Origin of the sequence: Actinomadura sp. NPDC048032 (assembly GCF_040653175.1) — a bacterium.
Classification (GTDB): Bacteria; Actinomycetota; Actinomycetes; order Streptosporangiales; family Streptosporangiaceae; genus Spirillospora; species Spirillospora verrucosospora.
The window spans coordinates 1-13,373 of record NZ_JBEZJP010000207.1; the positions used below are offsets into that span (position 1 = coordinate 1).

Annotated in this window: 14 protein-coding genes; 9 read left to right on the top strand and 5 right to left on the bottom strand. The window is 73.6% G+C overall.

All coding sequences use genetic code 11. From position 1 onward, the window contains the following. From AB0C69_RS24670 to AB0C69_RS24695, 6 genes are all read left to right on the top strand, one after another. Window positions 1-1,218, top strand: a 1,218-nt coding sequence (locus AB0C69_RS24670) for a sensor domain-containing protein (protein ID WP_360357381.1), incomplete at its 5' end; no start/stop codon positions are given. 40 nt (window positions 1,219-1,258) lie between these two features. After that, a complete protein-coding gene (locus tag AB0C69_RS24675; protein ID WP_345182627.1) occupies window positions 1,259-1,906 on the top strand; it encodes a response regulator transcription factor in 648 nt (215 codons plus the stop codon). A gap of 183 nt (window positions 1,907-2,089) precedes the next feature. Beyond that, window positions 2,090-2,308 (top strand): 50S ribosomal protein L31, encoded by a 219-nt coding sequence (gene rpmE / locus AB0C69_RS24680; protein ID WP_121434040.1) that lies wholly within the window; start codon window positions 2,090-2,092, stop codon window positions 2,306-2,308. A 112-nt stretch (window positions 2,309-2,420) separates the two neighbouring features. Then, window positions 2,421-3,485 (top strand): peptide chain release factor 1, encoded by a 1,065-nt coding sequence (gene prfA, locus AB0C69_RS24685; protein WP_345182626.1) that lies wholly within the window; start codon window positions 2,421-2,423, stop codon window positions 3,483-3,485. A 106-nt stretch (window positions 3,486-3,591) separates the two neighbouring features. Beyond that, window positions 3,592-4,452, top strand: a complete 861-nt coding sequence (prmC, locus tag AB0C69_RS24690) for a peptide chain release factor N(5)-glutamine methyltransferase (RefSeq protein WP_345182625.1) — start codon at window positions 3,592-3,594, stop codon at window positions 4,450-4,452. 61 nt (window positions 4,453-4,513) lie between these two features. After that, window positions 4,514-5,335, top strand: a complete 822-nt coding sequence (locus AB0C69_RS24695; protein ID WP_360357386.1) for an L-threonylcarbamoyladenylate synthase — start codon at window positions 4,514-4,516, stop codon at window positions 5,333-5,335. A 36-nt stretch (window positions 5,336-5,371) separates the two neighbouring features. Here the strand turns inward: AB0C69_RS24695 and AB0C69_RS24700 are convergent, their stop codons facing one another. The 4 genes from AB0C69_RS24700 to AB0C69_RS24715 all read right to left on the bottom strand — a co-directional run bounded on the left by AB0C69_RS24700 (window position 5,372) and on the right by AB0C69_RS24715 (window position 9,507). After that, the gene (locus tag AB0C69_RS24700; RefSeq protein ID WP_360357388.1) at window positions 5,372-5,578 is read right to left on the bottom strand and encodes a hypothetical protein; all 207 of its coding nucleotides are present in this window, start codon (window positions 5,576-5,578) and stop codon (window positions 5,372-5,374) included. Between the two features lie 896 nt (window positions 5,579-6,474). Beyond that, window positions 6,475-6,810, bottom strand: coding sequence for a hypothetical protein (locus AB0C69_RS24705; RefSeq protein ID WP_360357392.1), 336 nt, complete (start codon window positions 6,808-6,810; stop codon window positions 6,475-6,477). A gap of 82 nt (window positions 6,811-6,892) precedes the next feature. Next, window positions 6,893-7,573 (bottom strand): response regulator transcription factor, encoded by a 681-nt coding sequence (locus AB0C69_RS24710; RefSeq protein ID WP_360357395.1) that lies wholly within the window; start codon window positions 7,571-7,573, stop codon window positions 6,893-6,895. Then, the gene (locus AB0C69_RS24715; RefSeq protein ID WP_360357398.1) at window positions 7,570-9,507 is read right to left on the bottom strand and encodes a histidine kinase; all 1,938 of its coding nucleotides are present in this window, start codon (window positions 9,505-9,507) and stop codon (window positions 7,570-7,572) included. The genes AB0C69_RS24710 and AB0C69_RS24715 overlap by 4 nt, the downstream gene beginning before the upstream one ends. A 496-nt stretch (window positions 9,508-10,003) precedes the next feature. On the opposite strand from AB0C69_RS24715, the gene AB0C69_RS24720 reads away from it, so the two are divergent. Continuing rightward, window positions 10,004-10,750, top strand: a complete 747-nt coding sequence (locus tag AB0C69_RS24720; protein WP_360357400.1) for a hypothetical protein — start codon at window positions 10,004-10,006, stop codon at window positions 10,748-10,750. Window positions 10,751-10,835: 85 nt separating this feature from the next. Here the strand turns inward: AB0C69_RS24720 and AB0C69_RS24725 are convergent, their stop codons facing one another. Further along, window positions 10,836-11,264 carry a hypothetical protein gene (locus AB0C69_RS24725; RefSeq protein WP_345182611.1) on the bottom strand — a complete coding sequence of 143 codons (429 nt, stop codon included), beginning with the start codon at window positions 11,262-11,264 and terminating at the stop codon, window positions 10,836-10,838. A gap of 238 nt (window positions 11,265-11,502) precedes the next feature. Between AB0C69_RS24725 and AB0C69_RS24730 the strand changes: the two genes are divergently transcribed. Further along, window positions 11,503-12,582, top strand: a complete 1,080-nt coding sequence (locus AB0C69_RS24730) for a DUF2207 domain-containing protein (protein WP_360357403.1) — start codon at window positions 11,503-11,505, stop codon at window positions 12,580-12,582. 87 nt (window positions 12,583-12,669) lie between these two features. Then, a partial coding sequence (locus tag AB0C69_RS24735; RefSeq protein ID WP_360357406.1) for an MraY family glycosyltransferase occupies window positions 12,670-13,373 on the top strand: 704 nt, incomplete at its 3' end.

Consider the following 13,373-nt stretch of genomic DNA (forward strand, 5'->3'; position numbering starts at 1 on the left):
CATGACCTGAAGCGGCTGCTCGTGGGCGGGCTGGCCTGGTTCGTCGTCCTCGCCGTCGGGCTGACCCTGTCCGTGGCGCTGCTGATCATCTGGGTGGGCGTCCCGCTGCTGGCGCTGCTGATGGTCGCGTGGCGGTTCGGCGCGGCGGTCGAGCGGCGGTTCGTCCTGGCGGCGTTCGGCGTCCGGATCCCGGCCCCCTACCGGCGCATGCCGGCGGGCCGCAACCCGCTGGCCAAGCTCAAGGGGATGGCGGGGGATCCGGGCACCTGGAAGGACCTGGTCTACTTCGCCGCGCTCTTCCCGATCACGCTGGTCGAGTTCGGCGTGTCGGCGATCGCGTGGGCCGGGACGGGCACGCTGCTGTTCCTCCCGGTGATCGTGGCGGTGTCCGGCGGGGCCGAGGTCAACTTCGGGGTCTCGTACTGGGCGGGCAACCCCGTGGAGGCGCTGCCGGTCTCGCTCCTGGGGTTGGCGCTCCTCGTCCCGGCGATGTACGTGACGCGCGCGATCGCGATGGGGCACGCCGCGTTCGCCGCGCTGATGCTGGGCCCGAGCCCGTCGCAGCGCGAGAACGCGGCGCTGCGCGAGCGGACCGAGCACCTGCGGGCCAGCCGCGCCCGCGGGGTGGACGCGGCCGAGTTCGAGCGGCGCCGCATCGAGCGCGATCTGCACGACGGGGCCCAGCAGCGGCTGCTGGCCGTGGCGATGGACATCGGCCGCGCCCGCGCCAAGCTCGACGAGGACCCCGAGGGCGCGCGGGCGCTGATCGAGCAGGCGCACGCGGGCACCCGGGAGGCGATCTCCGAGCTGCGCGACCTCGCCCGCGGGATCTACCCGGCGATCCTCACCGACCGCGGCCTGGACCCGGCGCTGTCCGGGCTGGCCGGGCGCGCCCCGGTCCCCGTCGAGGTGGAGGTCGACCTGCCCGAGCGCCCGCCCGCCGCGGTCGAGAGCATCGCCTACTTCATCGTCGCCGAGTCGCTGGCCAACATCGCCAAGTACGCCCGCGCGACCCGCGCGTCCGTCCGGGTGGCGCGCGAGGACCGCTGGGTGGTCGTCGAGGTGGTCGACAACGGGGTGGGCGGCGCGGTCGCGCGGCCGGACGGCGGCCTGGCCGGGCTGGCCGACCGGGCGGCGACGATCGACGGCATGCTGATCGTGGACAGCCCGCCCGGCGGCCCCACGATCGTCCGCGCGGATCTGCCCTGCACGTGGTGATCGCGGCGCGGGGTGGCGCGCCGGGCACGATAATGGCCGGATGCGGGTAGTGATCGCCGAGGACTCGGTGCTGTTGCGGGAAGGGCTCGTCCGGCTGCTCGCCGACGCCGGGATCGAGACGGTGGCGACGGTGGGCGACGGCCCCGGCCTCCTCGGGATCGTCGAGGAGCACGCCCCCGACCTCGCCATCGTGGACGTCCGGATGCCGCCGTCGTTCACCGACGAGGGGCTGCGCGCGGCCCTCGGCGTCCGGGAGCGCCGCCCGGGCACGCCGATCCTCGTGCTGTCGCAGTACGTGGAGGAGCGCTACGCCACGGACCTGATCGGCGGCGGCGCCCAGGGGGTCGGCTACCTGCTGAAGGAGCGGGTGTCGGACGTCGAGGAGTTCATCGACGCGGTGCGCCGCATCGCCGCGGGCGGGACGGTCATCGACCCCGAGGTGATCGGCCAGCTGCTCGGCCGGCGCCGCACCGGCGACCCGCTGGAGGCGCTGACCCCGCGCGAGCGCGAGGTGCTCGGGCTGATGGCGCAGGGGCGCTCGAACGGCGCCATCGCCGCGGACCTCGTCGTCACCGAGGGCGCCGTGGAGAAGCACATCTCCAACATCTTCATGAAGCTGGGCCTGCAGCCCGCCCAGGGCGGCCACCGGCGCGTCATGGCCGTCCTTGCCTACCTGGGGCTGCACTAGGCGGGGGCGGCGGGCCCCGCGCCTCCCGCCCGGATCGGGAATGCCCGGTGACCTCGCGACGTTCGGGTATCTGGCACACTTGGTGTGCAACCGCTGCGGTACCGGTTCACGCCTCCCACATCTCCCATGGCTTCGCCATGCGGATCGGGGGCGCCCGGCGACCGCCTGAAGCGAGGAGAACCGATGAAGCCCGACATTCACCCGAACTACGTCGTCACGACCGTGACGTGTACGTGCGGCAACACCTTCGAGACCCGCAGCACCGCCGAGAACGGCGTGATCCACGCGGACGTGTGCTCGAACTGCCACCCGTTCTACACGGGCAAGCAGAAGATCCTCGACACCGGTGGCCGGGTCGCGCGCTTCGAGCAGCGCTTCGGCAAGAAGAAGGCCGACAAGTAGGGCGAGCCGCACGGCGGACATCAGGGGCGGCCCGGGGACCCCACGGTCCCCGGGCCGTCCGAAACCGGTGCGGGGGCGGCCGTCCCCGCACCGCAACGGGCCAGGACACAGCGTGAATCTCGACGATCTGATCAGCGAATACGCGGGCATCGAGGAACGGCTCGCCGACCCGTCCGTCCATGCCGACCAGAGCCTGGCGCGCAAGCTCGGCAAGCGTTACGCGGAGCTGCGCCCGATCGTCGAGACGCACCGCGAGCTGTCCGCGACCGAGGACGACCTCGCCACGGCCCGCGAGCTCGGCGGCGAGGACGCCGCGTTCGCCGCCGAGGCCGACGACCTCGCGAAGCGCCGCACGGAGCTGGAGGAGCGGCTGCGGCGGCTGCTCGTCCCCCGCGACCCGAGCGACGGCAAGGACGTCATCCTGGAGGTCAAGGCGGGCGAGGGCGGCGAGGAGTCGGCGCTGTTCGCCGGCGACCTGCTGCGCATGTACCTCCGCTACGCCGAGCGCGTCGGCTGGAAGACCGAGATCCTCGACTCCCACCCCTCCGACCTCGGCGGGTACAAGGACGTCACGGTCGCGGTGAAGGCCAAGGGCGCCCAGGAGGAGGGGGTCTGGACGCGGCTGAAGTTCGAGGGCGGCGTCCACCGGGTGCAGCGGGTGCCCGCGACCGAGTCGCAGGGGCGCATCCACACCAGCGCCGTCGGCGTCCTGGTGACGCCCGAGGCCGAGGACGTCGACGTCCAGGTCGACCCGAACGACCTGCGCATCGACGTGTACCGCTCGTCCGGGCCGGGCGGGCAGAGCGTCAACACGACCGACTCCGCGGTCCGCATCACGCACCTGCCGACCGGCGTCGTCGTCTCCTGCCAGAACGAGAAGAGCCAGCTGCAGAACAAGGAGCAGGCGCTGCGCATCCTGCGCTCCCGGCTGCTGGCGATGGCGCAGGAGGAGGCCGACGCGGCCGCCTCCGCCGAGCGCAAGAGCCAGGTCCGCACCGTGGACCGGTCCGAGCGGGTGCGCACGTACAACTACCCGGAGAACCGGATCTCCGACCACCGGGTCGGCTACAAGGCCTACAACCTCGACCAGGTGCTGGACGGCGACCTCCACAACGTCACGCAGGCGCTGGTCGACGCCGAGATGGAACGCCGCCTGGCCGAAGCCCAGAAGTCATGAGCGCAGCGAACCGGGGGGCGTGGGGGGTCGCCCCCCCTCGGAAGGCACGCATGAGCGCGGCGAACCGGGGGGCGTGGGGGGTCGTCCCCCCTCGGAAGGCAGGATCATGAACCTGCTGCTCGACGAGATCGCCAGGGCGACCGCGCGGCTCGCCGACGCGGGCGCCGCCTCGCCCCGCGCCGACGCCGAGGAGCTCGCGGCGGCCGTGCACCGGGTGCGGCGCTCGGAGCTGCACGGCGTCCCCGACAGCGCGTTCGACGCCCGGTTCTGGGAGTTCGTCGCGCGCCGCGAGGCGGGGGAGCCGCTGCAGCACATCACCGGCCGCGCGTTCTTCCGGTACCTGGAGCTGAAGGTCGGGCCCGGTGTGTTCGTGCCGCGCCCGGAGACCGAGGTGATGGTCGGCTGGGCGCTGGAGACGCTGCGCGACATGGACGTCCGCGACCCCCTCGTCGTCGACCTCGGCACCGGCTCCGCCGCGATCGCGCTGTCCATCGCGCTGGAGGCGCCCCGCGCCCGCGTGCACGCCGTCGAGAAGGACCCGACCGCCTTCGTCCACGCGACACGCAACGTGGAGGAGCTGGACGAGCGGGGCCGTGTCCGCCTGCATCTGGACGACTTCGGGACCGCCCTCACCGAGCTGGACGGCACCGTCGACCTCGTCGTCAGCAACCCCCCGTACATTCCGATGAGCGAGTGGGAGTACGTCCCGCGCGACGTCCGCGACCACGATCCCGCCGACGCGCTGTGGGGCGGCGGCGACGACGGCCTGGACGCGATCCGCGTGGTGGAGCGCACCGCCCGGCGCCTCCTGCGCCCCGGCGGCTACGCGGCGGTCGAGCACAGCGATCTGCAGGGCAACGGCGTGTACTGGGTCTTCGCGGAGGAGCACGGCTGGCGCGACGTGCGCAACCGGCGCGACCTGGCGAACCGGGACCGCTTCGTCACCGCGCGCCTGGCCGCCGACTAGCCCCGCTATCCTGGTCGGTGCCATACCCGCGAGCGCTGTGCAGATGGGAAGACAGGCGACCGTGAGCCGACGTTACGACTGCTCAGAGCCGATGGAGCGCAGCCGGGGGATCGCCGAGGCCTTCTCGGCCGTCCGGCGCGGCGAGCTGATCGTCCTGCCGACCGACACCGTGTACGGGGTCGGCGTGGACGCGTTCATGCCGCCCGCCGTGACCGCCCTCCTGGACGCCAAGGGCCGGGGCCGCGAGATGCCGCCGCCGGTGCTGGTCGGCTCCGTCCGCGCCGCCACGGCGCTCGTGGACGACCTCGGCACCTACGGGCAGGACCTCATCGACGAGTTCTGGCCGGGGGCGCTGACCCTGGTCTGCCGCGCCAATCCCAACCTCATGTGGGACCTCGGCGAGACGAAGGGCACCGTCGCGATCCGGATGCCGATGCACGAGCTCGCCGTCGAACTGCTCAAGGAGACCGGGCCTCTCGCCGTCAGCAGCGCGAACCTGTCCGGCCGTCCGGCGGCCCGCACGGCCGACGAGGCCGAGAAGATGCTGGGCGACTCGGTCGCGGTCTACCTGGACGGCGGCACCTCCGGCCACGCCGACCCCTCCACGATCATCGACCTGACGGGGCCGGTGCCCCGGCTCCTGCGCGCCGGCGCCATCTCCGAGGACAAGCTCCGCGCCGTGGTCGGCGTCCTGCTCACCGAAGAGGACGAGCCCGAGAAGCCCGCAGAGGCCCCCTCCATCACCGAGACGGCCAAGCCTTCCCTCACCAAGGAAGAGCCTCCGCAGACTCCCCGAGAGCCCTCTGAGCCCCTCCAGGAAGCCCCTGCCCCGAACCCCAAGCCGTCGCTCCGCAAGGACGAGGACGACCCCGGCGCCGCCTAGCGCCGGAGCCGTCCCGGGCTTCCGGCGACGGCCCGGTCAGGGGTCCCCGCGGCGACCGGCGGCCATGCCGAGGGCCAGCAATGCCGGCCCGGCGACGATCGCGTACGCCACCTGCCCGGAGGCGCCGTAGGGGACGCGCGACCCCGCGTCCGGGTCCACGAGTCCGCCGACCGCGGTGAAGGGCATCCACCCGGCCAGGGCGCCTCCCACGCGCGGCAGCATCCCGGCGGCGCTCTCTCCCACCAGCGACCACAGGAGCAGCGCCGAACGACAGCCCGGCGAGGACGTCCACGACGGTGACGGCGCCTCCCTCCTCCGGGACCCGGGCCGCGAGGACCGCCGAGGCGAGGGCCAGGGCCGCGGCCGTGCCGAGGCACCACCACGTGGACCGGCTGCGGGACAACCGGACCGTCTCGGCGGCGAGCGCCCGGCTGCCGCGCACCTGGAGATCGCCGTCGGGTCCGTCGCGGACGTCGAGGCCCGCCCGGCCGAGCAGGGCCGCGAGCCGCCGCGCCTCCGGGGTCCGGACGATCACGGCGGCGCCGACCGCCTGCTCGACGAACGCCCGCATGGGGCCTGCGTTGAAGGCCTTCCAGCCCTTCTTCGCCGCCTTCTTCGCCGCCTTGATCGCCGACTTGAGCTTGCCCGCCTTCTTGAGGATCTTCAGGAGGGTGCTGAGGCCGCCCTTTCGCGCGAGGTCCTGCTGGAGCTGCTGGATCTCGCGACCGGAGAAGCCGATCTGCCGGAGCGCGGCGGTGTCGGCGGCGCTGAACCGGGACGGGGCGGGCTGCTGGACCGCCGTGACGGGCGCGGCCGTGCGGCCGGCCTCCGCCGTGGCGCCGAAGGCGGGGCCCGCCACCCCGAGGCCCAGCACCGCGGCCAGGGAGACGCCCGCCGCCTTCGCGGCGAACCGCTGCTTGTTCATGGGAGGTTTCCTCCAGATCGATCCGGCGGAACCGGTGTCCGCCGCGAGCCGCCCTGGCCCGCGGGATCAGATCAACAAGAGGGGGTCTCCGCGGCGTCTTCCCGGCTTCTCGTGCACGTCTCCCCGGCGTCTCCACCGGGTCTTCGCCTCGTCCTCCTCCGAGGTGGGGGACCCGGCCTGGAAGTTCTCGCCTCTTCCTCGCGCGGGCGGGCGCTCAGGGAACGTCGCCCCTGGCGTAGGCGACGGCTCCGACGAACAGCGTCGCGACCGCGATCGTCGTCATGGTCTCGTAGGCGCGCCGCCTGACGGCCTTGACGAAGACGACGACGGTGGCGAGCGCCGCGCACGCCGCCAGCCCGATGGCCAGGACGTCCCACGGCCCGCCCTCGCCGCCGGCGCGGACGCCCTTCGCCGCCAGGATGAGCAGTGCCGGAAGTATCCATGCCGCATCGAGTCCCTCGTCCGGGTCGGGTCCCTCGTCCGGTTCGGGGACGGCCGCCTTCTCTCCGGTGGTGGCCTCGCCGTCCGGCCGGTCGTGTTCGCAGGTCATGGATCAAGGAAAGCGCGCCGCGTGCCGCCCGCGCGTCCTGCGGCGGGACGGACCGCGGTCGGCCGGGCGGTCGGCCGCCGCCTCAACCCCCGGGTGGAGGGGCGGCCCCCGGACGGACGAGGCCGGCGTCGTAGGCGAAGATCGTGGCCTGCACCCGGTCCCGCAGCCGCAGCTTGCCGAGGATCGCGTTGACGTGGGTCTTCACGGTCGCGGTGCCGATTCCCAGCGCGGCGCTGATCTCGGTGTTGCTGAGGCCGCTCGCCATCCGCACGAGGACGTCGCGTTCCCGGGGGGTGAGCGCCTCCAGGCGGCCGTCGGGGACCGACGGCGGGCTGATGGCGCCGGTGACGAAGGCGTCGATGAGGCGGCGGGTCACGGCCGGGGCGAGCAGGGCCTCGCCGCCGGCGACCGTGCGGATGGCGTCCACGAGCTCCTGAGGGTCGCAGTCCTTGAGGAGGAAGCCCGAGGCCCCGGCGCGCAGCGCGCCGAAGACGTACTCGTCGCGGTGGAACGTCGTCAGCACCAGCACCCGTGCGGGCGACCCGGTGGCGGCCAGTTCCCGGGAGGCGGCCAGGCCGTCGACGCCGGGCATCCGGATGTCCATCAGCACCACGTCGGGGCGGCACCGGGGGACGGCGCGCAGCGCCTCGGCGCCGTCCCCGGCCTGCCCCACGACCTCCAGGTCCGGCTCGCCGTTGATGATCGCGGTGAAGCCCGCGCGGACGACGGCCTGGTCGTCCACCACCAGCACCCGGATGCTCATGTCCTCTCCCATGCGTCCAGTAGCGCGCGCATCTCCGTGAGGGCGGCCCGCGCGAGCTCCGCCGCACGGCCGACGGCCTCGTGCGCGTCGCCGTCCGTACCGCCCAGGCCCGCCTCGGCGACCGTCACCAGCCTGACGGTGTGGTGCAGGACGGTCCCGTTCAGTCCCGCGGCGACGCGGTCGCGTTCGGCCTGCACGGCGTCCCCCGCCCGTGCGGAGACGGCGTCGAGCGCGGACTCCCCCCACCGGCGGCTCCTGGACGCGGTGGTGACGCCCAGCGTCCAGGCCGCGAGCGTGAGGGGCGCCGTGCACACGACGGCGGTCACCAGCCCGAACGCGAACGCGGCAGGTGTCGGGCCGTCCGCCGCCACCTCATGGTCGGCGACCAGCAGGAAGCCCAGGCCGAGCCCCCAGGGGAGCGGAGCGGCGAGCGCCGCGGGCCAGGTGCGCGCCCCGTCCGGCCTGTAGCAGGCGAGCGAGTAGACGGCGACCAGCTCCGCGGCGCTTCCCAGGACCAGGAGGCCGAGCAGGTCCCGTGACCACAGTCCCCAGGCGACGGCCAGGGCGGCGTCCGCCGAGACGATCAGCGCGAGCACGGCGCGGGGCGCGTGCCGCCTCCACCACAGCGGGACGGCTCTGAGCGTGAGCGCGACGCCGAGCAGGAGGAGCTCGGCCCCGGGCCGCCCCGTGACCAGAGGGTCCGGCGGCACGAAGCCCAGGAGCGGCAGGAACGCGCAGAAGGCGACCGCCACGCCGTCGAGGATCTCCGGCCATCCCCGCCGGTGGCGCGGACCCGACGGGAGGTGCGCGGCGACCGACCAGCCGCCCGCCGCCGTGGGGCCGGCCGTGAGGACGCCGCCGAGCCCGGCCGCCCGCTCCCGCATGCCCTGGATGCCTCTGCCCCCTCCCAGCGCGGGGACGGCCGCGCGGGTTGCGGCGGCGTCGTTCTCGATCGTCAGTCTCACCGCGCGCGGCGCGTAACGGACGGAGACCCGCACCTCGGCGCCCGCCGAATAGCGCATGGCGTTGGTGAGCGACTCCTGGACGATCCGGTAGGCGGTCGTCGTCACCTCGGCGGGGAGCCTGCGCGCCCGCCCCTCCACCCGCAGGGACACCGGGATGCCCAGCCGGTTCAGGCCCTGGCACAGGGGAGGCAGCAGTTCTTTCAGGCCGCCGTGGCCCTCCCGAGGGGCCACGACGTCCACCAGCCCGCTCACCGATCTCAGCACCTCGCGGCCCGTCTCGGCCGCGACGGCGAGGGCCTGGGCCACCAGTTCGGAGTCGGCTCGGCGGGCCGCCGCCCCCGTGTGGACGGCGACGGCGCTCAGATGGTGGCCGGCGATGTCATGGACTTCCCTGGCCAGGCGCTCGCGCTCCGCCTCGGCCGCCGCGCGGCTCTCGCTCTCGATGTCGGCCAGCCGCGCCCGCAGGCCGCTCCGTGCCACCTCGCGCTGCCGGCGGAGCTGGCCGAATGCGGCGATGCCCAGGTAGAGGACGCCGTCCAGGAACTCGTTGGAGAAGAGATCGCCCGGTCCTCGCGCGTACGGGAGGTAGACCGCGAAGGCGACGGCGTAGGCGGCCAGGCATCCGAGGACCGCGTCCCGGCGTTCCCTGTGCACCGCCACCGAGTACAGGGCGACGCCGTCGGCGAGCCCGCTGACGGCGGTGTCCGCCGTGCCCGCGGCGACGATCGCCGATGCGCTCAGCGAGATCGCGGCGGCGAGCACCGGCACGGGCGCCACGCGCCGCCACACCAGCGCCGCGGCCGCCAGGACGATCGAGCCCGCGACCAGAGGCCAGCGGGCGCCGCCGAGCGGTTCCCCGCCGCCCTCGGCCAGGAACCAGGTGCCGGAGAGCTGGACGCCCGCGACGGCGAGCGGGACGCCCACGTCGGCGGGGCGGGGCCACCGCCCGAGGCTCTCGTCCGTGCGCACACGCCGACCCTAAGGCGCGCGTCCGCCGGACGTCTCCGGCCCTGGGCGCGGCACGGCCGGGCGCTCCCGCGTCCGGGGGACGGACGGCCGGTGCGCCGGACGCATGACCAGGGCTTCTGACATCCCTGTGCGGAATCTGTAGAAATTTTCGGCGGAGGAAGCAGCGAGCGGCGGGGCGCGTGCATCAACCGTGCATGCATGGTGATCAAAGTGCCGTCCCCGCGGAGGACGCCGGGCTCGGGCTCCTCTCCTTCTTCCGGTGCCGGGTGGACGGACGGGACGTCCGGCTCGCCCCGGCCGGCAGGGTGGACGCGGACAAGCCGCGTCCCTTCCCCCAGCGCGGGCCGCGGCGGGGCGCCGCGTCGAGGTACGCGAATCCCGCACCGGCCGCCTCCTGGACACGAAATCCGCCCCCGCGGGAACGAATTTCCTGAGCATCGCCGCCACCGGCGACGGGCGGACGCTCTTCGTTCTGAAACGAGCGAGAACGAGGTGCGTGACGAGGGTCGAGAAGTTCTCGATCAACGGGTCGGGAAAGATCGTCCGGAGTTCGGAGGTGGCCGGTTCGGCCGTTTCCGGGGAGCCTGCGGGACAGGGATCCCTCGCGGTCACGCCGGACGGCCGCCGGCTGGCCTACGGCCTGGTCGACTGCGGCGACCCGCCGATCACGCGAATCGCCTCGAACGCCAGAATCGCGATAGTGGATTCGGCGACCGGAGACCGGCATGAATGGCGGGAATCGCGGGTGGCGCTGGCCGACCGGCTTTCCTGGGACGGATCCGGGGACCGGCTGTTCTTCGTGCGCTCCTGGTACAGGGGGCCGGAAAAGACCATGCAGGAAATCCGTTTCCTGCCGCTGGGAGGGGACGGCGCCCCGCCGTCCACGGCCCGCCCCGTCCGCGCCGTGACCTCGCCGCGGATATTCGAGGGAGTCGCGGCCGCTCCGGACGGTCGGCGCGTCTTCGTGATCGAGGGTGCGGCGGGGTCGGTCTCCGCCGGCGGGGGCGACGCCCCGGAGGTGACCGCCGACGCCGGGTTCGAGGTTCTGGAGGTGTCGGCGGGCGACGGCCGCGTCCTGCGGTCGACCCGGCGCCGGAGCGCTTCGTTCGCGGGCGACCCCGCCATGAAGGGCGACGCCACCGGAAGGTTCCTGGTGACCGGCTACGGGCTGGTCGATCTCCGAAAGCCGGACGGGATCTCGCGGATCAAGGTGGGCGGGGACTTCTACGACCTGGACTGGTGAGCCGGGCCGACGGGGGCCCGGGAAAGCGCGAAGGCCCCGCCGGGCCGGGCGGGGCCTGTGTCGTCAGGCGGAAGGGGGGAGGGGATCAGAAGATCTTCTTGCCCTTGCCGTAGTAGTACTTGCCGGTCTTCTTGTTCCGGCCGCACTCCTGCACCCACATGTGGCTGCCGTAGGACGACTTCACGCTGATCTTGACGGTGGCCTTGCCGTCGAAGTTGTACTTGGTGCCGTCGGGCGCCACGCCGATGATCTTGAAGCGCGACCAGTACACCTTGGAGCCCTCGGTGAACTTGAAGCGGACGCAGGAGGTCCAGCCGTTCTTCTTGTCGTCGGCGAGGTAGCCCGTGACGGCGGTGCTGCCGCCGCTGCGGGTGTAGGAGCCCCATGCGGCCACGTGGCTGTAGGAGTTGTAGGGCTTCCAGCTGCCGGTGGCGGCTTCGGCGGGGGCTCCGACGGCGGCCATGCCGGCCATCAGCGTGCCGGCGGTCAGGGCGACTGCAGCGATTCGCCGCATAGGTCCCTCCGTGTTCGGATTGGGGGGGTTAGCGAGCGATAACCTAGCAGTCCCTTACCAGCGGTTTTCTGTAGGGATGTCCATCTGACCGGGGCAGGACGGATCCGGCCGTCGGGCGAACCGATCCGGCGCCGGAGGCGTCCAAGGCGCCCCCGAGCGTCCGCGCGAGGGGCAAAGGGCTTACCGGTCGGCCGCATCGACCGCGTTACGCCGCCACGATCATGGCAACGGTGGAAACATGCCCGACGTGCGTGGCCGTGTCCGGCGCTCCGCGACCCTCGCGGGGCTGCTGCTGCTGTTCCTCGTGCTCGGCCTGCCCGCCTGCGCCGGCCGGCCGGCCGGCGCCGAGCCCGCGCCCGGGTCCTCGGGCGTCGCGCCGCCCCCCGAGCCGGCCTACCGCGGCGAGAGCATCCCGGCCTACGACGTCGTCCTCACCATCGGCACCGACGGCGTGCTGTACGTCCGGGAGACGATCACCTACGACTTCGACCAGGCGGGGGAGCACGGGATCGTCCGGCACGTGCCGTTCCGCCGCGGCGACCGCCTCTACGAGGTCCGCAACGTCAGCAGCAGTTCCTCCACCGGCGCCCCGGCCCGCGTCCGCACGACCCGGTTCCTGCGCGACGTGCGGATCAGCGTCGGCGACCGGCACCGCGAGGTCCGGGGCCGCCAGGCCTACGTGATCGAGTACGAGGTGCGCCGCGCGTTCACCCCCCGCGCCGACCACGACGACCTGCTGTGGGACGCCATCGGGACGAGCTGGGACGTCCCCATCGGGAACGCGGCGGTCCGGGTGCAGGCGCCGGTGCCGCTGCGGCACGCGACCTGCCGGGCGGGCGCGCCCGGGGCGACGACCCGGTGCCTGCGCGACCGCGACGGCCCGTACGCGATCGACTTCGTCCAGAACGCGCTCGCCCCGCACGAGGGGATGCGGATCCGGGTCCGGCTGCCCAAGCGCGCGATCGCCGTCCCGCCGCCCCGGTACGTCCCGCCGCGATGGACGGGCCACTGGACGGGCACCGCCGTGCTGGCCCTCGCGCTCGCCGCCGTGCCCCTGCTCGCGCGCCGTCCGGCGCCGCGGCGGGGGACCGGCGCCGGCCTGGCGGCCGCCGGGGCGCTGCTCGTCGTCGCCGACGCGGGGGACGACGTCGCGGCGAGCGGCCCGTGGGCGTTCTCGCTGGGCGACCGGTGCCTCGCCGGCCTCGCGCTCGTGATCGTCGGAGTCGGGATCATGTGCGTTCAGCGGACCGGTAGTGCCCGATTTGCGGCGGAAGACCGTCCGGGAGGACTACAGTTGGTCGGTCGCGACGTGAACTGATCGTTCCGGCGGGTCGTCTACCTAGGTGAACTCAGCCCCGGACGGGGCACGTAGGCATCGTTGATCGGCGAAGGGAGGCGCAGGGGAGTGCGGGAGTACCTGCTCACGATCCTGGTCGCCGCTCTCGTCGCCTACCTGCTGACCCCGTCGGTGCGCAGGTTCGCCGTGTGGTTCGGGGCGCAGGCCGTCCCGCGCGACCGCGACGTGCACGTGATCCCGACGCCCCGGCTGGGCGGCCTCGCGATGTTCGGCGGGATGGTGGCGGCGCTGGTGGTCTCCACCGGCCTGCCCGAGATGCGCAAGGTCCTCGGCGACGGCGGGATCAGCGTCAGCAAGGCGCTCCTGCTGTCGGGCGGGCTGATCGTGCTGATCGGCATCGCCGACGACCGCTGGGAGGTGGACGCGCTCACCAAGTTCGCCGGGCAGGTCGCGGCCGCCGGGATCTTCATCATGCAGGGCATCCAGGTCTACGTGATCCCGCTGCCCACCGGCGACTCGCTGTCGCTGCCGCCCGCCTACGGGGTCCCGCTCACCGTCCTGCTCGTCGTCGCCACGATCAACGCGGTCAACTTCATCGACGGGCTGGACGGCCTCGCCGCCGGCGTCGTCGGGATCGCCGCGCTGGCGCTGTTCTCCTACGCCTACCTGCTGTCGAAGGCGCACGGGCTCACCACGCTGTCCGCCGCGACCCTCACCGCCGCGGTCCTGTTCGGCATGTGCGCGGGCTTCCTGCCGCACAACTTCAGCCCGGCCAAGATCTTCATGGGCGACACCGGCTCGATGCTGATCGG